Origin of the sequence: Terrisphaera buseokensis (genome assembly GCF_047521145.2) — a bacterium.
Classification (GTDB): Bacteria; Verrucomicrobiota; Verrucomicrobiia; order Opitutales; family Opitutaceae; genus ER46.
In genome coordinates this window covers 1,200,438-1,222,096 of record NZ_CM134186.1, presented here as the reverse complement: position 1 = coordinate 1,222,096, position 21,659 = coordinate 1,200,438, and the positions used below count along the sequence as shown (strand labels likewise).

Annotated in this window: 11 protein-coding genes; 7 read left to right on the top strand and 4 right to left on the bottom strand. The window is 63.7% G+C overall.

Features of this window, described 5'->3' with window-relative positions:
* The first annotated feature begins 13 nt into the window (after nt 1-13).
* The 7 genes from rseP (at nt 14) to ACLJEU_RS04325 (ending at nt 11,176) form a co-directional block, all read left to right on the top strand.
* The gene (gene rseP / locus ACLJEU_RS04355) at nt 14-1,480 is read left to right on the top strand and encodes an RIP metalloprotease RseP (RefSeq protein WP_414660790.1); all 1,467 of its coding nucleotides are present in this window, start codon (nt 14-16) and stop codon (nt 1,478-1,480) included.
* A 249-nt stretch (nt 1,481-1,729) separates the two neighbouring features.
* Nucleotides 1,730-3,739 carry a (E)-4-hydroxy-3-methylbut-2-enyl-diphosphate synthase gene (gene ispG, locus ACLJEU_RS04350; protein WP_414660791.1) on the top strand — a complete coding sequence of 670 codons (2,010 nt, stop codon included), beginning with the start codon at nt 1,730-1,732 and terminating at the stop codon, nt 3,737-3,739.
* Nucleotides 3,740-4,255: 516 nt separating this feature from the next.
* On the top strand, nt 4,256-5,668 hold the full coding sequence (gene dnaA / locus ACLJEU_RS04345) for a chromosomal replication initiator protein DnaA (protein WP_414660792.1): 1,413 nt from the start codon (nt 4,256-4,258) through the stop codon (nt 5,666-5,668).
* Between the two features lie 123 nt (nt 5,669-5,791).
* Nucleotides 5,792-6,379, top strand: coding sequence for a hypothetical protein (locus tag ACLJEU_RS04340; protein WP_414660793.1), 588 nt, complete (start codon nt 5,792-5,794; stop codon nt 6,377-6,379).
* A 161-nt stretch (nt 6,380-6,540) separates the two neighbouring features.
* On the top strand, nt 6,541-8,049 hold the full coding sequence (locus ACLJEU_RS04335) for an O-antigen ligase family protein (RefSeq protein ID WP_414660794.1): 1,509 nt from the start codon (nt 6,541-6,543) through the stop codon (nt 8,047-8,049).
* A 1-nt stretch (nt 8,050) separates the two neighbouring features.
* A complete protein-coding gene (locus ACLJEU_RS04330; protein WP_414660795.1) occupies nt 8,051-9,328 on the top strand; it encodes an FtsW/RodA/SpoVE family cell cycle protein in 1,278 nt (425 codons plus the stop codon).
* A gap of 93 nt (nt 9,329-9,421) precedes the next feature.
* Complete coding sequence (locus tag ACLJEU_RS04325; protein WP_414660796.1) at nt 9,422-11,176, top strand: Rne/Rng family ribonuclease; 1,755 nt, start codon at nt 9,422-9,424, stop codon at nt 11,174-11,176.
* 600 nt (nt 11,177-11,776) lie between these two features.
* On the opposite strand, the gene ACLJEU_RS04320 is transcribed toward ACLJEU_RS04325, so the two are convergent.
* From ACLJEU_RS04320 to ACLJEU_RS04305, 4 genes are all read right to left on the bottom strand, one after another.
* Nucleotides 11,777-12,559, bottom strand: a complete 783-nt coding sequence (locus tag ACLJEU_RS04320; protein ID WP_414660797.1) for a hypothetical protein — start codon at nt 12,557-12,559, stop codon at nt 11,777-11,779.
* Between the two features lie 565 nt (nt 12,560-13,124).
* The gene (locus tag ACLJEU_RS04315; RefSeq protein ID WP_414660798.1) at nt 13,125-17,480 is read right to left on the bottom strand and encodes a putative Ig domain-containing protein; all 4,356 of its coding nucleotides are present in this window, start codon (nt 17,478-17,480) and stop codon (nt 13,125-13,127) included.
* 34 nt (nt 17,481-17,514) lie between these two features.
* On the bottom strand, nt 17,515-18,420 hold the full coding sequence (locus tag ACLJEU_RS04310) for a hypothetical protein (protein WP_414660799.1): 906 nt from the start codon (nt 18,418-18,420) through the stop codon (nt 17,515-17,517).
* A gap of 426 nt (nt 18,421-18,846) precedes the next feature.
* Nucleotides 18,847-21,642: a TonB-dependent siderophore receptor gene (locus ACLJEU_RS04305; RefSeq protein WP_414660800.1), complete on the bottom strand. Its 2,796-nt coding sequence runs from the start codon at nt 21,640-21,642 to the stop codon at nt 18,847-18,849.
* Nucleotides 21,643-21,659: the final 17 nt, after the last annotated feature.

The window sequence follows — 21,659 nt, the reverse complement described above, 5'->3', positions numbered from 1 at the left end:
CGCGCTGACCTCTGTGGCCTTCGATCTCTTTCAATCCCTGCTGACCAACCTCTGGGTCCTGTTTCTCGTGGTGCTGCTGTTCGGCGGTTCGATCTTTGTCCACGAACTCGGTCACTTTCTGGCGGCCCGCCGGCGCGGCGCGGTCGTCGAGCGCTTCTCGATCGGCTTCGGTCCCGCGATCTTCAAGTGGACGGGCAAGGACGGCGTGGAATACCGGGTCTCGTGGTTCCCGCTCGGCGGCTACGTGCTGTTGCCGCAACTGGCCGACCTCGGCGCGGTCGAGGGCCAGAGCAGCGTCGACACGGCGAAGCTCCCGCCCGTCAGCTACGCGACCAAGATGATCGTCTTCGCCGCCGGCGCAGCGTTCAACATCCTCTTCGCCTTCTTCCTCGCCTGCATCGTCTGGGTGATTGGTCAGCCCGCCGCGACCGGTTTCACCTCGACGACGATCGCAGAGATCGCGCCGACGATCAAAGATTCCTCCGGCAAGGATGTCGTCAGCCCGGCGGTGAAGGCCGGCCTCAAGCCCGGTGACGTCATTCTCAAGGTCGACGGCCAGCCCGTGGAGAGTTTCGCGGACATCGTGGAACACCTCGCGTTGAGCAGCGGCTGGAACAAGCAGGGCGAGCGGCAGACCACGTTTACCCTGAAGCGCGACAACGCCCTGATCGACGTCCCGATTCAGCCCATCCTGAGCGGGGACGAAAACGTGCGCAAAGTCGGATTCCAAACCGTGGCGAAGCTCTACGTCGGACCCATGACGCCCGGCTCGCCCGCGGAAAAATCCGGACTGCAACCGGGCGACCTGATCAAGGCAGTCAACGGCGCGCCCACGCTTACGCCCACGCAGCTGTTCGACGGTTTCCGCAAGGGCCTCGGAAAGCCGATGCAGCTCACGGTCGCCCGCGGCACCGAGCAGCCGACGTTCACGCTTGCGCCCGCCGCGAAGATCGCGGAGCTGGGGCTGTCGGGGATCAATTCCGGCGTGACGGTCGTCCACCCGAATCCGTTCCTGCAAATCAGGGACACGATCGTGAAGACGTTTCGCACGCTCTGGGCGCTGATCAATCCGCGATCCGACATCAACGCGTCGCACCTCAGCGGCCCGATCGGCATCATCGACAATTTCATCGCCGTCTCGCGCGCCGGTCTGCCACTCGCGCTGTGGTTCACGATTCTGGTCAACATCAACCTCGCGATCTTCAACCTGCTGCCGATGCCGGTGCTCGATGGTGGACAAATGCTGTTTGCCACGATTGGCCGGCTCCGCGGCCGGCCGCTGCCGGTGAGTTTCATCATGACGGCGCAGAGCGTGTTTCTCGTGCTGCTGTTCTCGATGGTGCTTTACGTGAGCGTCTTTGACGTCCGTCGAATTGTCCGCGACGTGAAGGCCGATCGCGCCGCCGAAGCCGCACCCGCTCCGGCGCCCGCGCCGTCCGTACCCGCCGAGTCCGCGCCCTCCCCCGCGCCCGCGAAGTAGCCGGGCGTCGTCGCAGCCAAAGCCGCCCGCGTCCGAGTCGAGTCCTACCTGGACTCCGCGACGATCCGTGGCCGGGGACGCACGGACGTGAGCGGGCGTTTTTTCGCCGCACGTCCCCTCGCCGGCGCCCGCCGCCACTCCTGTCTCGACGCCCCCCCAGCCCTCCGGCCAGAGGAACAAACGCCACCTCTCATCAACGCGCACCGCGGCTCGCCAAATCGCCGTTTTCCCGCTTCATTGCGCCTCTCCATGTCCTACTGCGCCTCGCGAGTGAACACCGTCCGCCGTCCCACGCTTGAGGTGATGGTCGGCTCGGTGGGTGTCGGCGGAAATCATCCCGTGCGCCTGCAGTCGATGACGACCAGCGACACGCAGGACATTGCCGCCACCGTGCGGCAGTCGATCGCGCTCGCCGAGGTCGGCTGCGAGATCGTGCGCATCACGGCGCCGAACGTCGCCGCGGCCCGCTGCCTGCAGGACATTCGCGCGCAGCTCGACGCCGCGGGCTTCCGGCAGATTCCGCTGGTGGCGGACATCCACTTTCTCCCAAGCGCGGCCATGGAGGCGGTCGAGCACGTGGAAAAAATCCGCGTCAATCCCGGCAACTACGCGGACAAGAAAAAATTCAACGTCCGCGAATACACCGACGCCGACTACGAATCCGAGCTGCAGCGGCTCCACGAGTCGTTTTCGCCGCTGGTGCAGCGGTGCAAGCAACTTGGCCGCGCGATGCGGATCGGCACGAATCACGGCTCGCTGAGCGATCGAATCATGAACCGCTACGGCGACACACCGCTCGGCATGGTTGAGAGTGCGCTCGAGTTTCTCCGCATCGCCGAGTCGCATTCCTACCGGTCGCTGATTCTGTCGATGAAGTCGTCGAACCCGAAGGTGATGATCCAGGCGTACCGGCTGCTCGTGGCCCGGATGGCGCAGGAAGACATGCACTATCCGCTGCATCTGGGCGTGACGGAGGCCGGCGACGGCGAAGACGGACGGATCAAGGGCGCGATCGGGATCGGCTCGCTGCTGATCGACGGCCTCGGCGACACCATCCGCGTCTCGCTCACCGAGGACAGCGTGTACGAGATTCCCGTCGCCCGCGCCATCGCCGCCAAGACGATGTCACTCTGGTCGCGCCGTCCGGCCACGCCGGATACGGCCGTCGAAGACGGCGTCGACCCGTACCGCTTCGTGCGCCGGGAAACGCAGTCGCTGACCCTGGGTGCCTCGATCGCCGTCGGCCCCGAACAGCCCCCGCGCGTGATCGTACGCGCAGGCGGAACCGCCACGCTTGGCGAAGTCCTGCCCCGCCTGCTGTCTCCCGTGCTCAAGGACACGCCGGTCGAGGGCGTGTTGGTGACGGTCGAGTCCGCGGCCGCGCTGGCCGGCCTGCCCGACCCGGCCCCGGCCGCGTACGTGATCGACCTGGGCGGTCTGAGCGCAGCGGACGTGGCACCGCACGCCGCCGCCCTGCGCCGCGGCACCGTGCTGTTAAAAACGTTCGAAGCCGGCGACGCGGACGCGCTCGCGGCGTTCGCCACGCTGGCACGCGCGCACCACTGCCGGCTCGCGCTCGAGCTGGAGCCGGTCGCGGTGACCGCGTTGGAGTCCACGCTCCGCGCGCTCGGCGATCGCGATTTGCTCTTCACGCTGCAGGCGGTGCCGGCCGGCGCGACGCATTCAATCGGCGGATACCGCCAGCTGGCGGCGGCGTTGCGCCAGATCGACTCCAAGGCGCCGGTCTGGATCCGCAACACCGCCGCGACCGCGCTGCAGGGCGACAACAGTTTTCTCTCGAAGCTGCTGGAGGCGTCGTTCCTCAGCGGCGCGCTGCTCTGCGACGGCATCGGCGACTGCCTCAGCATCGAGACGGAGGCGGATCCGGTGCGCGCCACCAAGCTCGCGTACAACGTCCTGCAGGGCGCGGGCGCGCGCATCTCGAAGACGGAGTTCGTCGCGTGCCCCAGCTGCGGCCGCACGCTCTTCGATCTGCAGACCACCACGCAGCGCATTCGCGCGCAGACCGGCCACCTCAAGGGCGTGAAGCTCGCCATCATGGGCTGCATCGTGAACGGCCCGGGCGAGATGGCGGACGCGGATTTCGGCTACGTCGGCGGCGCCCCGGGCAAGATCAACCTCTACGTCGGCAAGAACTGCGTCCAATACAACATCCCCCAGGCGGAAGCCGATGCGCGGCTGATCGCGTTGATCAAGGAGCATGGCAAGTGGGTCGATCCGGAGCCCGTCGTGGCGTAACTCACCGGCCGGGGCGTATTCGAATTTCCAACGCCCGTCACTTATACGTAACAATACCACCCCGCCCGGGGCGGCTTCCGAAGCCGGTTTCCGGGTCGCGTAATACTGGCGAAATTACGCCGTTTTGGGCTCATTTTTCGTCGCCGAAGTTTGGCGAGATGTGGCAACGAAAAAATGAAAATACTTATGCTCAGATCCGGTGTGAACAAGTTGTGGGAAACTTCGCCTTGAAATGGTTTTTTGGTTCACAGTTACTGCGCCCTCGCCCAATTCTGCTTCGTCCTCGAATTGTTCTTTCCCATGTCGCATGAACCCGGTTCAGCGGCGCCCGCAGTAACAGCAGCTACTACCCACAACTCACCAGGGACTTACATCCCTGCCGCCCCAGCACCACTGGGCGCCGGTGATTTGACCCGATTTTTGTTACCGCGCGACGACGCCTGCCAGGAGATTTTGACATGATGAAGGAGCGGTCCCCGGCGCAGTGTGAATAAACCCGCCTTCCATCGCCTGACCATGTCATCGTCCGTCCTCGCTCCGAACCTTTGGGAAACCGTAAAATGTGACTTCAAGTCGCTGTTTCCGGAGGATGTGTTCCAGATGTGGTTCGAGCCCCTCGTTTGCCTCGAATCGACCGATCAGGGCATGACCTTGGGCGTGCCCAACGACTTCGCGGCAATTTGGATTCACGATAACTACTTAGATCTGATTACGCAGCGGCTCCGGCTCACCGCGGGCCGGATGGTCAACGTCACGCTGCGGAAGATCGACACCCCCGCCCGGGCCAACGGCGCCGCCCCGGCCACGGGCCAAGCTGGCCGGTCGCACGCCGACGCCGGTGCGACGACCCGCGTCAAGGCCGCCACGCCGCGCCGGGCCACCCGTTACGACGAACGCGGCCCCACGGCTGGCACGCTCAATCCGCGGAATACCTTCGAGACTTTCGTCGTCGGTTCCAACAACCAGATGGCGCACGCCGCGTCGATGGCCGTCGCCCAGGCGCCCGCGCAGGCCTATAATCCCCTTTTCCTTTACGGCGAGACCGGCCTCGGGAAGACGCATCTGATGCACGCGATCGGCCACACGATCCTGCGGCACAACCAGGATGCCCGCGTCGCATACCTTTCGACCGAGAAGTTCACCAACGAGTTCATCCAGGCGCTGCAGGAGAACAGCCTGATCAAGTTCCGTCAGCGTTACCGGCATGCCGACGTGCTGCTGCTCGACGACGTTCAGTTCCTCGCGGGCAAGGAGCGGATTCAGGAGGAATTCTTCCACACCTTCAACGACCTCTTCGAATCCGGCAAACAGATCGTCCTCACCAGCGATCGCCGCGCTAGCGAGATTCAGAAGCTCGAGGCGCGGCTGGTGTCGCGCTTCGAATGGGGCCTGCCGGCCGACATCCAGGCGCCCGACCTCGAGACGCGTGTGGCGATCCTGCGCACGAAGGCGCAGTCGTTGAACTGCAACCTGCCCGATCCGATCCTGAATTTCATCGCGCAGAACATCACCAAGAACATCCGCCGCCTCGAGGGCGCGCTGCTGAAGGTATCCAGCTATTCCGCGCTCACGAGCAAGCCGCTCGACCTCGCGACCGCCGAGCGCCTGCTGCACGACGTGCTGATGGAGCAGGCCCAGAACATCCTGACGATCGAGACGATTCAGAAACGCGTGGCCGATCACTACCAGATCCGGCACAGCGACATGACGAGCAAGCGCCGGCCCAACAACATCGCCATTCCGCGCCAGATCGCGATGTTCCTCGCCCGCACGCTGACGAAGCATTCCCTGCAGGAAATCGGTGACGCCTTCGGCGGCCGTGACCACGGCACCGTGATTCACGCCTGCAAGGCCGTCGACAACATGATGGAGCAGGACCAGTCGGCGCGCGGCAGCGTGGAGTTCCTCAAGACGCAGCTGTCGAAGTAAGGCGGTGGCGGGCGCGCCGCGCCCGCAGTTGAAAGATGAAGGGTGAAAGTTGAAAGTACGGCTGCGAGCCGTAAACTGGTTCGCTCTTTCAACTTTCACCCTTCACCTTTCAACTCCTCATCCATGTCCCTCAATCCCGACCAGAAGAAAGCCGTCGTCTCGTGGGTCGCCGCCGGCGACAACCTTTCCGCCGTGCAGAAGAAACTGATGGAGCAGTTTCAGATTTCGCTCACGTACCGCGATGTCCGGTTCCTGGTGGATGACCTGGATCTTCAACTGAAAGACGCCGCGCCGAAGGTCGACACCAGCGACGTCAGCAAGACCCCGCCGCCCCCGGAAGCGCCCGCGCCACGCCAGGCGGCCGCAGGGAAAAAAGGCCCGGCCGATCTCGCCGGCGCCGACGAGGGTGACGCTGACCTGCCCGCGGACGAAGGCCTCGCCCCCGAGGGTGAGGAAGCCTTCGACGACCTGCCGCCCGAAGGCGGCGCCAGCAACGTCGCCGTGGCCGTCGACAAGCTCACCTTGATTCCCGGCGCGATGGCCAGCGGCACGGTCACGTTCAGCGACGGCGTCACCGCCAAGTGGATCGTCGATCAATACGGCCGTCCCGGTTTCACCGAAGTCAGCAAGCCCGGCTACCGGCCGACGCCGGCCGACGGCCAGGCGTTCATGCAGGAACTGAGCAGCGCGCTGCAAAAACGCGGGTTCTAGGCCGGGCGAGAAGGCTCGACGGCATTTCCCGTTCCGGACCCGACGGCTCCCGGGGCTCGTTCCGGTGCCCGCGTCGCGGAGTCAGCGTCGAGCCGGCGCTTTGCGATTGAGCAGGTCTCCGGCGTGCACTTGATGGTGCTCACGACTGCTTCCGCGAACCCATGAGTCTCCTCCTCCGCTCGCGCATCATCATGGCTGGCGCGATTGTCGTCGCGGTCTGGCTAGCGTGGCAGCTGGCAACGGGTGACTATTTCTGGCCGGTGCTGGCAACAGTGGTCACGCTGGGGGCCAGCCTGGTCATCGCGTTTCGCGTGTCGCTCGATGCGATTGTCATCGGCGGATTGATCTTCGGCTATCTGGTCGGAAATCGCGGCTTCGCGCAGCTCATGCCGTCGGTGCAACTCCCGTTGCTGCCCGCGGAGATCGGCCTGTTGCTCGCGGGTGGCTGGCTGGCGGTCCAGTGCGCCCAGCAACGCACGTTGCCGTTCCGACGGAATCTGCTCAACGGCTGCGTGCTCGCGTGGATCGTCGCGGGCACGGTGCGCGTGCTGTTCGACGTCGGCCCGTTTGGTTTCGTGGCGCTGCGGGACTACGCGATGATTTATTACGCGTCGTTCTTCTTCATCGCCCAGCACGTCGCGGGCGGCGAGTCGCGCGGGTTCCTGCTCCGGGCGCTGGTGGCGGCGAGCGTGGTGCAGCCCATTGCCGCGGCGCTGACGGAAGTGTTTCCCGATTTCTTCCTCAACCAATTCGCCGTGCGCGGCGTGCCGCTGATCTACTTCAAGGGCGATCTCGCGCTCACGTTCACGGCGGTCAGCGCGCTCGTGCTGCTGTTGAACACCCGGGGCGTCCACCGCTGGTGGGCGTGGCCGCTGGCCACGGTCGAATTACTCTACGTGATCGCGGGCGAGAATCGGGCCTCGATGCTCGGCGCGGTGGTGGCACTGACGTGGCTGAGCTTGTCGACGGCGCGGCGGATCGTCGGCATCCAGGTCGCCAGCCTCGCCGCGGCGCTGCTGGTCGTGTCGGGTCTGGCGCTCCTGACGGACAATCCGTGGGCGCAGCGGAAGTTCGATGCGACGGTGGAGCGCGTGGCGTCGATCGGCGACTTGATGGGCCGCGGCACGTATGTGACGGAGGAGAGCAGCATGAAGGGAGACAACAACCGGTTCCGCGCGGTGTGGTGGCGAACAGTCGTCCAGGACACCTTGCAGCAGAATCCGGTATTCGGCCTCGGCTTCGGCTACGACCTCGCGCGCAATTTCCTGAAGGAATACAACCCTGACATGGCCGATGAATTCTCGGCCCGCAGCCCGCACAGCATCGTCGTGAGCACGATCGGCCGCATGGGTCTGGTCGGCCTCGCCGTGCTGGCCTGCCTGGTCGCGCTGATGGTCGTGCGGACCTGGCGCGTCGTACGCGATCCGGAGGTTGAATTTCCCACGCTCGGCCTGTGGGCGGCGGTGTGGGTGATTTTTGTCAGCGCGTGTCTCGGCGTCGTGCTCGAAGGCCCGATGGGCGCGGTCGTGTTCTGGAGCCTGCTGGGCATCGCGAACGCGCCGCGTTCAGCGGACCCGGACCGAAACACGCTGGAATCCGTCGAGGAACCCGGTGCGGCCTTGCACCCGGCGGCGCGTGAGACTGACTTGGAGGCCTCGCCTTCCCGCTGATGTGAACCGTCTCGCGCTCTCGCACACCTTCAGTCTGCTCTTCAAGCCCACGACGCGGTCGAACTGGGATTTGTTGACGCCGCTCGCGCTCATCGGGCTGGGCCTGTTTGGCGTGGCGTTCATCTACTCCGCACAGTTTTCGGTGCCACACGGCAGCACCTCATCGCTCCTGCGCCAGGAGTGGTTCAAGCAAATCGTCTATTTGTCTGCCGGCGCAGCGGTCTATGTCGGCGTTTCCCTGATCGACTACCGCTTCTGGCTGAGCATCGCCCATTGGTTTTATGCAGCGTGCCTGATTCCGCTGCTGGTGGTGCTGATCCCTGGCGTAGGTGGAGCGGTGGCGGAAAAGTGGGGGGCGAGCCGTTGGATTCCACTCGGGCCGTTCGGGACGTATCAGCCGTCGGAGACGGCGAAGATTGCGGTGCTGTTAATCACCGCCACGGTCCTCGTGCACTCCAAAATCGGCACCGTGCGGCAGTCGTTGGGCACGCTGGGGAAATTGGCCCTTGCGGTGGGTGCGCCGTTGTTCCTTATCCTGCTCCAGCCTGACCTCAAGTCGGCCATCGTCCTGCCCCCCATGGTTTTTTCCATGCTTTACGTTTCGAAGCTGTCGCCGCGTTTTTTTGTGGCGGCGCTCGGCGCGTTTCTGGTGATCGTCGGATTGGTGGCTTGGGATTGCGTGCGCTACATGAAGTTCATGGATGCTCACGGCTATGATTACGTGAAGACCGGGCGTTTCGAAAAGGAGGGCAACGGGATCGTCCCGTTCCACGATTACCAGCGCAACCGGATCCTGGCCTACATCGCGCCGGACAAAGTCGATCCCAAGGGGATCGGCGTCACCTACAACCTCCAGCAATCGCTGATCTCCGTCGGCAGCGGCGGACTCGTCGGCAAAGGCTGGACGGAGGGAACGCAAGCACAGCTCGGTTACCTGCCGCGCTCGGTCGCGCACAACGATTTTATCTTCTCGGTCATCGCCGAGGAAAAAGGATTTCTGGGAAGCCTCACGGTCCTGGGCCTGTTTGGGCTGGTTCTGTTCAACGGCATTCGCATCGCCGGTTCCGCACGGGACCGGTTCGGCACCTTGCTCGCCATCGGCGTCACGGTGCTTTTCACGGTGCATGTGTTTGTGAACATCGCCATGACCATCGGGCTGGTGCCCATTACGGGCATACCGCTTCCCTTCATCAGCTACGGTGGCTCCTTTGTGCTTAGTTGCTGTTTGCTGCAAGGACTGGTCCAGAGCGTCTGGCGCTTCAGGAAGGATTTCACATGAAATCCCCCGGCGTCATGGACCGCTCTGCCAGAATTTCCTGCGCTGCAACTCCCGCATGTTGGGCCACCGTGCAAACCAGACACGACACCCACCATGAGCGATCAACAGTCATCGCAACCTCAATCCGGCGTCCCTCAGGACGTCGCCTCTAAGTATGACGAGGAACTCGTCAATCCACCCCCGCAGAACGAATCCGCCCCAGTCAGCCAGTCTGAACTGAAGGCGGGAGCCGCCGAACGCGCCAAGAACCGTCCGCTGCTGCAGAAAATTCTCGCGGTGTTTCAGAAAGAAAAAGGCTCCTACCGCGAGCTGATCATCAATTCGGAACCGCTCGAGAAGCGCGTCGCGCTCCTCGTCGACGGCCGGCTCGAGAAGTTCGAGATCGAGCGCGAGTCCGACAACCGGATGGTCGGCGGTATCTACAAGGGCCGCATCAAGAATCTCGACCCGGGCCTCAAGGCTGCGTTCGTCGACATCGGCTACACCAAGAACGCGTTTCTGCATTACTGGGACATGCTCCCGGCCGCGGCCGACTCGTCCGTCGAGGTGGTCCGCGTCAACAAGCGCAAGAACGCACCGGAGCGCCCGGCGGAGCCGACGGTCAAGGACATCCCGCAACTCTACCCGCCCGGCAGCGAGATCGTCATCCAGGTCACGAAAGGTCCGATCGGCACGAAGGGTCCGCGCACCACGACGAATCTCTCGCTGCCTGGTCGCTACCTGATCCTCACGCCGTTCAGCGACGGCTGCGGCATCTCGCGTAAGATTGAGGATCCGCTCGAGCGCAAGCGCCTCAAGGGCCTGATCAACGAACTCACCCTGCCGGAGGGCGTGGGCGTCATCGTCCGCACCGCGGGCGAAGGCAAGAAGGCGCGTTACTTCGTCCGCGATCTGCACCTCCTGCTCAAGACGTGGGAAGGCATCCAGGCGAAGATGAAGAGCGACCGCGCTCCGGCCTGTCTCTACATGGAGCCCGATCTCGTCGAGCGCACCGTGCGCGATTTCCTCACCGAGGAGGTCGATCGCGTGCTCATCGACAGCAAGGATGACCACGAGCGCACGCAGAAGCTCGTCGGCCAGATCTCCAAGCGCGGCGCCTCCAAGATCGCCCTCTACAAGGACAGCATTCCGATCTTCGAGCGCTTCAACATCGAGCGCCAGATCGAGCAGACCGGCCAGCGCAAGGTTCCGCTCCCGAGCGGCGGCGAAATCATCATCGACGAAACCGAGGCGCTCATCGCGATCGACGTGAACACCGGTTCGCACAAGAACCGCGGCGGCGACGAGAAGAACGTGATCTACGCCGTCAATCTCGAGGCGGCGGCCGAAATCGCCCGTCAGATCCGGCTCCGCAATCTTGGCGGCCTGATCATCATGGACTTCATCGACATGAAGGAACGGCGCCACCGCAACGCCATCTACGAGAAGATGGTCGAGCTGATGTCGTCGGACAAGGCCAAGAACCACATCCTGCCCATCTCGCAGCTCGGCATCATGCAGATGACGCGCCAGCGGCAGCAGGAGTCGCTCTCGTCCAACCTGTACACGGACTGCCCGTACTGCCGCGGCCGCGGTATCGTAAAATCGGCTACAACGATGTCGGTCGAGCTCCAGCGCAAGCTCAGCTCGGTCGTCCGCCGGCTCCAGCTGCGCAACGACGGCAAGGAATACTCCCTGCGCGTGCTGGTGCATCCGAGCATCCTCGAGCGGCTGCGGAGCGAGGACGCCGACCTCCTCGTGCGGATGGAGAAGTTGTTCGGGGTGAAACTGGCGTTCCGCGCCGACCTCAACTACCACGTCGAGAACTTCAAAATCATCAACGCGATCACCGGCGAAGAATACCGCTAGGGCGGGTCTCCCCTTCGTTCTTGCATCGCCCCCGGCCGCCCTTCATCGGGCGGCCTTTTTTTCGCGCCCTGCTCCCGCCGTGGCGACCGCCATCCGCATCGACAGCAGCGCGGGAACTCGCTTCAGGAAAGGGCGCCGGGTTCATCGGGCACTTCCCGAGTCGGACTCGGCCTCAACCGCGCGGCGCAGCAGTCTGCGCGGTCGCCGTGCTGAGCCACTGGATACTGGACCTGGTGGTTCATCACTGGAACCTACCGCCACACCGCGGCGACGGCGCACGATACGGCTTCGGGTTTTGGGGGTCGCTACCGGCATCGCTGTTCTTCGAAAGCCTCAACTTCGGCTTCGGGCTCTGGCTCCATTGTCGCGCCGCCCGAGTGATCCGATCGGATAAGACGCACCGGCTTTGGAACGCTGAGCACGATTCTCGTCGGTATTCACCTTGGCAACGCCCTCGGCGCGCCAGCGCCGAGCATCACCGCCATGGCGTGGGTCGGCCAGGCCCAATGGCTGCCGATCCTGTGGGCCGACTGGGTCGACGGTCACCGTCAGACGCACGCTCGCCCCGGCCGGTGAGTGACGGAGGCTTCGTTCGCCCGCTTACCGCGCCGGAAGCACAGTCGCTACCGTGGAATCCGGCTTAGGACTCACGACGTGCAACGAGGGCGGCGGCTCACCCAGCTGGGCGCGCTTCCACTGCTGCAGCAGTTCGCCGCGGACGGCGGAGGTTGCATCAGAAGCGAGGAGACCGCCACGCGCGCGAATCTCAAACGCATCATCGATCCCATTCGCATTGGCATCGGCGTAAAGCGGATGCTCGTCCGCCATCACCAGGCCCGTGAGCCACGCGCCCTCCGCGCCGGCGCGGAGAACAAACCGACGATCGCCGCCCCTCGACGACAGGCACGGCAGGTGATCGGCGAGGAGCCGACTGCCGGCGTAGAGATCCCAGGAGTCGGTCGCCGCATCGAGCCGCACCGTAAGAATGGGAAACGCGCCGAGCGCGCTGCCGCCGAAGCGCGCGAGCCCGACGTGAACATTGAGTGGTTTCCACTGCCGTGCGGTGCCTGAGGATTCATCGAACATGAGCTGCACGCGTCCGGTGATCGGACTGATGATGACACCGAGACGGGCGCCACCGACATCGACGATCGTCGAGGCCGAAGCCTGCAACTGGAACGAGACAAAGGTGATCTCATGCGGCGAGCCCCGCAGCGGCCGCGACCACTCGCGACCGGCGGCGAGCGTGAGGACATCGAGGTCATCACGGCGTACTTTCGTCACACCGGCAGCGCCGCGGGCTGCGAGGTCGTCGACGGTGAACTGCGAGGCCGGCAGCTTCGACACCGCCCCAGGCGAGAGATTGCTGCCGAGGCGAGGCAAGCCGAGCGGGGAGGGAGCGCGGGCGGATGCATTGGATGATTGGGCGTCAAGCTGCGAAACGATCGCCCTCAAAGCAAAAATGCTAAATACCAAAAAACGAAAGTGTATTGAACGCATGATTGAAAAATCGCCTAGCGGATATGGAAGGGGTGAACTGCGATCATGTGGCGCTGGGCGATTCCGGCAGGAGAACGAAAGGTCGGATCGCCTCGAAGGGCCGAGCATTCTTCAATGCGTGCTTAGGAACGCCGTTAGGGTGACGTTCGTATTTTTCCTAGCGGGGAGTTTTCCACGGAAGTCGGCCTTAAAGGCAAAACTCACTTACTGGCGTCAGATGCCTCCCCTTTTCCGTCGGTGGAAATGATTTCAAGGTTATCCCAAGTACCCCTGAAGCCTCTAAGCTTCATGTAGTGCCCGAACGTTTGATGCACATTCGGATTCCCTCGAGTTTCAGCATCCCAAATTGCATCGCACTCCCCGCAAATCCAGGCGCGTCGTCGTGCCAACGGTACGATCACAACCTGTTCAATCCAGCCTTGACCGCAAATCGGACAAATTTCTGAGCTCATTTGAATACAGGATAGGCAGTAGTGATAATTCGCGAACCCGCAGTTTCGACAACTATACGAACTTTAGTTTCACCGTTAGTACCGATTACTCGCCCCATTTCACAGATCCAGACTAATTCATCGGAAGCCATCCCATCCTTAAGTAGTCCATGAATTCTTGGTCTGTTCCAAGCTTCGTCGATCAATCCATATATTTCATGCTGCAAGCCGGCAAATACAGAATGTCTAGGCTTTTGAATTTTCCCGAATGGCACATAATTTGAGACTCCGTGTGCCAGATTGTGTAGGAGCCGATGCCCCTCCCAACCGCCGAGTTCGTAGACCCAACCAGCGGGCGAAATCCATTTCGTAAGGTCATGTGCATCTGGCGTGAATCGGAACCCACTACTAGTGGCCGCATCAAACATCTCCAGCACTCGGGCGAGTGCTTGTTTGTCGAGAGAGCCTCCTTTTGTGCATACATTGTATAGATGGTGCATGAAATCCCCACCCGCCCCATCGCGGAGCGCACCTTTCCACAGATTGAGAAATCCGCGCATGCCACTTTCGGTCAGATGGCCGCCCAATTTCGCGGAGAGCGTGGCGATGTGCGCGTTGCCGGAGATCCCGACCCGCAACCACTCGGCCTCCGACTTGCAGGCGCTGCCGAGGTCGTCGGCGACTTTTTGGTACGTGATGCGATTCACGCCCAAACGTTCCATGACCGCAGCGAACTCGTTTCCCACGGTGGTGGTTTGATCGATCACCACTTTGGCGAGGTCGTCGATCGCCTTGCGCATCGCCCGCAACGCTCCTGTGCCATAAGTGGACACCGGTCTGGCCGCGGCCAGGAATGCACCGGTGGTGAATCGCCGCGCATTCGAGACCATCGATCCGGTAACTTGACCAAGACGCGTACCGCTGAGCGCCACCTTCGTTGCCTGCCCGATTTTGGACACCAGCCCGCCGCCGGCGAAAATCGCCACGGCCTGTTCCGTAACGAAACCACCGGTATATCCGCTCATATAGGCCGCCGCGCCCCATTCATCCGCATCGCTGCCCGCGGGTGTCCAAGGCACGGCAATCGTCGCCCGATGGACAAACTTATCGAGGAGGGAATCGAAGAGCGCGGACCGGCCAGCGGCATCCAGCGCAGCGAGCTGGCGGATCCCGTCCCAAATCGCCTTGGCGCGATCGAAGTCACCGATCAGCCCCTCGGCTCCCATCTGCGCGACTTCGACGATGCCCATCACATCCGACTTGAATCCATCCCAGAGCCCATCGACGTAGCCCTTGATATACCCGCCACTCATTTTGAGATTAAGCTCCGCCGTGGAGGCGGACGCATCGAGGGCGCGATCGGCAGCAGTGGCGGCCTTCACCAGAAAATTCGTCTGCCATCCGGTTCGCGCCTTCGGAGGCGGACGTAAGTCCGGGGCAGTGGCGATCGCCTGAGCCCGAGCCGGCACTCGCGACGCGGCCACGTAGCTGTCGTCCTCGTCGTCGATCCCGCTCAACGGCGGCAGCAACGACCACGGCGCGACTGCCGGCATTTCCAGCGATTTGATTCGGCTGTCCAAGTGGGACAACAGTCCGCCAAAGTTCGGCTCGGAGGTCAGCGTGTGCCGCACCGTGTGCTGGATGGTTCCACTGCTGTGCCTGACCCGGATTTCAATCGCACCCAGCCCGCTGAAAACCGCGGCGAAGCGGATGGCAGACGAGCCGGGCGACTGCCGCCAGAAAACCACGGGCTGGTTGAGCTGCGCAGACAACGACGTCAGCGAGCCCGTGAGCACGCCATCGAGTTCGGCATCCGACAGGATCTCACTCTCCGTCGCGTAAAGATGTGTGCTCGAATTGCCGTCGAGTCTGTACGTCCCGAGACTTTCACCGGTCGACGTATTGATGAATTCCAGTTGATTTGTTCGGTACAGCTCGGAGGCGGTGTCGATGGTTCCACTCAGATAGCGGTCGCGCGATTTGAGCGCCGGCCCCGGCGGCTGCACGTCAACCGTGATCCAAACGGTGGCCGAATCATCCAGTTTCAGTCCGACCTGAAACTGACCGGACGTGGAAATGCCGACGTCGAGCAAGTCACCGACCGTACTGGAGCCGACCCGAATTTTGCCGACTCCGTCCCACACCTCCCACGCCACCGTCGAGCCCGCCTTCAGCAGAGCACCGACGGCGTCTTTGATGCTTAGCACCACGTTACCTGTCGACGGCAGTGGCAATGCAAGGACGCCGCCACCGCCACGCGCCGCTCCGACGGGCACCCGACTGGAACTGCCGGGAATCGACACGCTGCCGATGGGAGCAGCATAGCGAACGAGGTAGAACTTGGCGAACTGGAGGCGATCGAGCGCGACTGACGTATAAATGTGCTGCCGTTCCAGATTCGGAAAAGAAGCAGGCAGGCTGTGCTGCACGGCGTTCTGCGGCTGAAACACATGCCCTTCGCTGTCGTCCGCCAGGATGGCGTAAGTCTGGTTCGGTTCGGAGACAAAGCTCAGCTCGAGATCGACACTCGTCAGCGGGGCCGAGTAATCCCAATCCGGCTGCAGCATGAGCGCGAACGTGAAGTTGGGCGTGAAGGCCCCGTCCGGCCAGGTGATCCCCCACAGCGTCCAAAAGTTATTAAACGAAAACGACCAGGACGACTGCAGGACACTTGCCGCGAAACGGTCCTGATCGACTCCGATCACTTCATCGCGAACTCCATCCGGCGGCGTAGTGACGTAGTTGCTCCCGCCGGCGTGATCCGTGCGCGCCAGATCCACCCACTTCGATGATCCGGAAGGCGTGCCTGCGGGACTCGTCCGGACACCCGCCAGTGCCACCCAAGCGGATCGGTTGCCTGCACAATCGACCGCGCGAAGCTGAAACGCGTAGGTCGTGAGCGGGCTCAATCCCGCCCACAGAAAGCTCGTGGCGTCCGCCTCGGCGAAGACAAGGGGCCCGGCACCGTTCGACAATTCGTAGTAGTCGACACCCAGTCCGCCCCCCGGAGCATTCCACGTCAGGGCGACGTGGTTCGAGCCCACTTCCGTGTGGCGGAACTGTGTCGGGGGAGGAAACGATCCGACGGTCACCGTAAGCGTGAACGGTGCGCTCGCACCGAGTGCGTTGCTCGCCGTCAATACCAGGACATAGGTGCCGGGTGCCGTCGGTACTCCGCGCAAGACGCGCGTGGACGAATCGAAGGTGAGCCACGCCGGCAACCCCGTGACGGCAACCTCAGCTGCCGCCGGGTTCGCGGCCACCTGATAGCCAAATGCCAGCCCCACCGTGGCGACTGATGACGGAGAACTCGTGATCGAAGGCACCGAAATCGGAGCGCCGCCACCGCCACCCGGAGTTGCGCCGCCCGTTCCCGTCTCAATCCGAGTGAAACTTCCCGGCTCCGCGTAGGTCGCCACATTGCGCTCGTCGCCCGCCTCGTTCCTCTGCCCCATGCGACGGTTGCGCGACGCCGTTCGCGTCTGCGTAAAACTCTGCGGCGCGGGCACCGTGCCGGCGTCGGGTGTCCACGAGGTGTAGTCAAACCAGTCGCCCGTGGGTTCATCGAAATCCGACCAGAGCCACGGACCTTCCCAGTGGGCGGGTACGACGATCGGTTGGGACCAATAGCCCGGCGACAACGTCCAGCCCCAATAGCCATCCACCCAATACGGTTCAACGTACTGCGCGGGCACCGTGACGGTCACCCACTCGCCTTCAACCCATACCGACTCCATGTGGGCGGGCACCTCGATGTCCGCCCACGTACCCTCGACCCATTCGCTGTTCCAGGAACCTTCCGTCCACGACGAGTCCCAGTGGTCGTCGACCCAGTTGGCCGACCAGGATCCCTCCACCCAGTTTGAGGTTGAGTAACCGTCCACCCACACCGTGGACCACGATCCCTCGTTCCAATTGCCATCATCGTCCCAATAGCCGTCCGTCCATTGATTCTCGGCGTACCCGTCGTTCCATGACTCCTCCCAGTATCCATCGGTCCACTGCCAATCCCAGTAGCCATCGACCCACTGGTTATTCCAAGAGCCATCGGTCCAGACACTGTTCCAGTAGCCTTCGATCCATTGCTGGCTGGTGGTGGCCTCGACCCAGCGATCCTCCCAATGCGCGTCCGACCACCGCGTGTCGTCGTAGGCGGGCAACCAATACCCCACAGTCATGTGCCCGTCGACCCAGCCGTAGAGCCAGGTCGGCGAATCAACCCACACCGACGGCTGCGTCTGTTCCGGCACCCAGGTGGCCGCGGGAGCCTTGACGGCAACGAGCGACCATAGAACCAGCAACGTCGGCCAAGCGCGATGCCACCCGGACCGACGCCAGAACGCCCAGTCGATACGTTTCGTCGTTGCTTCCATGGCGGCAAGGGGATCGGAGCTCGCGGCGTGTGGGCTAGTCCGCATTTTTCACTGCGGTCACCGCGGCCGCACCTCGGGCCGTATCCGGTAACGGCCGTTGTACCGGCCATGGCTGCAGGCGGCGGTGCTGCGGATCCTGCTGCCACTGCTGAGCCAGACGCGTGCGATCGACACCGGAAGCCGCACCGCGCGGGAGCAAGGCGCCGCGCTGTCGCTGTTCGAAGTCGTCGTCGATGCCGTTGCCATTCTCGTCCTCCCAGAGCGGATTCTCGTCCGCGCTGACCAGGCCGCTGACCAGGGCCCCTTCCGCTCCGGCGAACACGGTAAACTGATTCGGCGCTCCCTTGGGCAGCGGGCCGAGCGGCCGATCGGTGAGCACCAGCCGGCGGGCAACATAGAGATCCCACACGCCCGCGTGGCGATCCAGTCGCAGCGTCAGCACCGGAAGCGCCGCAAGATTCCGGCCGCCGTGGACTTCAAACCTGATCGGCCCGCCTGTGTTGATCCAGGTCAAGCCTGACGCAGCACGATATCCGACCTGCAGCTGTGCCTGACCCGGCGTCGCGCCGGCGCGAATCCGGAGCCGGGCACCGGCGACATCGATCACCGTATCCGTGGAACCATACGCCAGGAATGAAACGAACGTCGTGTCCCGCGGTCCGCCCCGCAGGGGTCGCGACCAACTCTTGCCGCCGACGACGGCCAGGTAAGCCAGCGTCCCGCTCGTGACCCGTTGCGCATGGAAATTCGTTCCCGGCTCCAGCAAGTCCACCGTTGCCTTGGCGCGGGCCATCACGTCCGGGTCGTCGGGATTGCCGCGGGCCTTGAGCCGCGGCAGCTCAAACGCGGCGCCGGCGCGCTCGAGGGGAGCCGCCGCGATCGCGGCGTTGATCACGATGACGCTTGCAAACAGCAGGGCGGGCCAGGTCGGAGTTCTCATGACGGACAGGGGCGGGATTCGGAGTGCGGCCGGAAATTTCCTGCGAGCGAACGCGGGCCATCGGGCGCGCGTTTCGTCGCACCACGATTCGTGGCGCGGCGCATCGAAGGCGAAAAGGGTCGCAACTACCCGGTTCGCAGTACCGCAGGCCCGGTCATGCGGGGGCGCAGCGCGGGATCAGTTAACGTGAAATCATGCCCGCGTAACCGGACCGTTTGACGTCGGCGGCCGGGTGGCGACGGGCTTGCGCGAGTGGACACACGGGCGGTGAACCCACATCCACTCGCTGGCGCTCATAGCCACTAGGCCGCGGCCAGCCCGGCGTCTCTTCACGCCCGGGCGCGATGCCTCGCCCACGGCGCGACAGGAGGTTCGCTCCCCGTGCCGGCGGCCGCCCTCAAGCGTCGATTTGAATAACTCGCAACGTCAGAACCGCACCGTCGCACTCAGCGAGGCGGTCATGGGATCGACGTAGCGGTAGATGTAGTTCGGCTTGCCCGACAGCGTATTCAGGCTGTTGGCCCCGGTCTTGTAGAAATCGCTGTTGCCCTGCACGAGATCGTACACGCGGCTGAGGCCAAGGCGGAAATTCGTGCGCTGGCCGAAGATCTTCAGGTCGTACATCGCGTACAGGCCGATCGGACACGAGGCGCCGTCGCGATAGACCACGCCACCGAGAATCGCGACGTTGTAGTCGGGCGTCCACACGCCCGTGAGGCCCACGCGCAGGCCGGCCGGACGCTTGAACTGGTAATCAAACGCGAAGCTGCCGGTGTAGGGCGCGCTGCGGCGGCCGGTCACGACGGTGATGTCGGTGTTGGCGGCCACGATATCCCGCGCGCTGGCGATGAAGGCGGCGCTTTCCGCCATCGTGCGATCGCCGCCGGGCGCGTTGGCCGCCGTGGTGCGGGCGATGGCCGCGTCGAGCAGGCTTTGAAACTCCGAGAAGTTGCGCGTGGCCTCGACCTTGGATTTGGAAAACGTGACGCGCGTCTGCAGGCCAAGCACGCGCTGGGTGAACAGCGTGACCTCGACGCCGCGCGCCTTCTCCTGGGAGTTGACGGTGCGCCGCTCGTTGTTGAGGCCGGTCTCCACCGTGAAATACTTCGGATCGGCGGGCAGGAGGTTGTTCGGATTGAACAGATCCTCGAGCTGGACGGCCGAGAGCGAGTCGGGCGACCACGCAAACGCCGCGCTCTCGCGATCGATCTCGTATCCGGCGACCGCATACGAGAGTTTGCCGCGGAACAGCTCGCCCTTGAAGCCGATCTCCCGGGTCGTGCCGGTGATGGGGCCGAGATTCTTGCCGGTGAAGGTGAGCTGCGACTGCCAGTTGAAGGATTGCAGGTAGCTCGCGTAGACGTTGAGCCGGACCTGGTCGTTCCGGATCAGCGCGTAGGTGAGGCCGGACGACAGGCTCTCGGCGGACAGGGTGAAGTTCGGATCGTAGGTGAACATCTCCGGCGCTTCCTCGGGCGTCTTGAAGAACGTGATGAACCCGCGCGAGTCGGTGGCATAGGCCGCCTCGACCGGGACCTTGCGCGAGATGCGGTTGTGGCTGATGCCGATCAGCGACGTGAGCCGGCCGTTGAAGTATTCGCCGGAGAGCGAGGCGGTGAGATTGCGCGCGTAGCGAATGTCGATGAACGGGCCGGTGTTGACGTAGCTTTCCACGATCTCCGGCGTGAACGTCGCCGTGCGCGGAAGATTCGCGATCATGAACTTGTTCCAGCCGCCGCCGTCGAGAAACGCGGGATCGTCGAGATAGGCGCGGAACTGCACGGCGTTGTTCGCCGCGAGGCCCGGGGCCGCGGTGTTGGCGAGGCCGAAGCGGCGGTTGACGGCGTAGTCCTTGCTGCGCGTGGCGGTGAGCACGAGGAACTGCTTCATCCACTTGCCGAACTCGAACGGATACGCGACCGAGAGCCGGCCCGCCTTGAAGGTGTTACCGAAAATCTTATACGCGGTGAGATTGCCGCCCTGATCGATGAAGGGGCGGCCGCTGCCGTCGACGTTGAGCACCGGGGGCGTCGCACTGCCGCCGAAGGAGTTGTCGTTGCGGTCCTGATGCTGGAACTGCTGGTTGTACGAAGCCTGGATGGAGAGCTTGCCGAAGGACTGCTCGAGCATGGCGGTCACGACATTGAAGGGCCGGTCGAGATAATCGCCGAAACCCAGGATGTTGAACGAGCGATCGAGCCCGGTGAACGTCTTGCGCGTGCCGTTGGGGAGGAGCACCGAGACGGACTGGCCCTCGAGCAGCGAGACCGTGCCGCCGCCCACGCCGGAACGATCGATCGCCAGCGGCGGATTCGTGTTCGTGCGCTGGATCACTTCGCCGTCGGAGGTGACGTACCAGCGGTTGTTGGTGGAAAAGCTGCGGCCGGCGGCGGCGACGTCGCGAATCGCGGCGGTGTTGTCGGCGCGACGGCGCTGGTAGAGGCCGCGCTCGGCATCGAGGTTGATGTACGTGTTTGCGAACGGCCGGTAGCTCAGCGCGACATCGAACGCGCGGAAGCGCTGGTAGCTGTTTTTCACGTAGCTCTTTTCCGAGCGGTTCACGCCGTTCACCCGCAGCGCGAACTGGTTCGTGAGCTTGCGATTCAGATCCAGCTGGAGGCGGTAGGAACCGTTCGTGTCCGTGGACGCGAAGGCCTCGTTGGTGTTGATGAAGCGCGCGCGCTTTGTCGTGGTCATGACCTGACCGCCGGGCGTGGAGTCGCCAAACATGAGGGAGTTCGACCCCTTGCCGAAATCGAGGCGCTCGACGTTGTAGGTGTCCGAGGGCACCGACCACTGGAAGAAGTTGCGCGAGGTGTTGCTGCTGCCGCTGAGGCCGCGAAACGTGATCCGGCCGTTGTCGTTGCGCGCCTCGAGTCGCGGCGTCACCGTCAGGCCCGAGACAAAGGCCGCGGCGTCGTCCATGCTGAACACGCCGATGTCGTTCATGAAATCACGCGTCATGACGTCGACCGTGACGGGCACCTTCAGGAGCTCCTGGTTGGTGCGGTTGCCGAGCAGCGTGTTCGAGGCGTTCCACTTGTCGTCGGCATTTTCGCGAATCTCGAAGGGCGACAGCTCGATGAGTTCGTCGGCCTTCGCGGCCGGAGCGGAAGGGGCGGGCGCACTTTGCGCGCGTGACAGCGAGGCGCTGGATAGCAACGCGAGCGTCGTCGCGAGGGCGGCAAGCAGGCGGGTACGGTGGGGTGCGAAGAGGCTCATGCGAAGAGGCGGGGTCG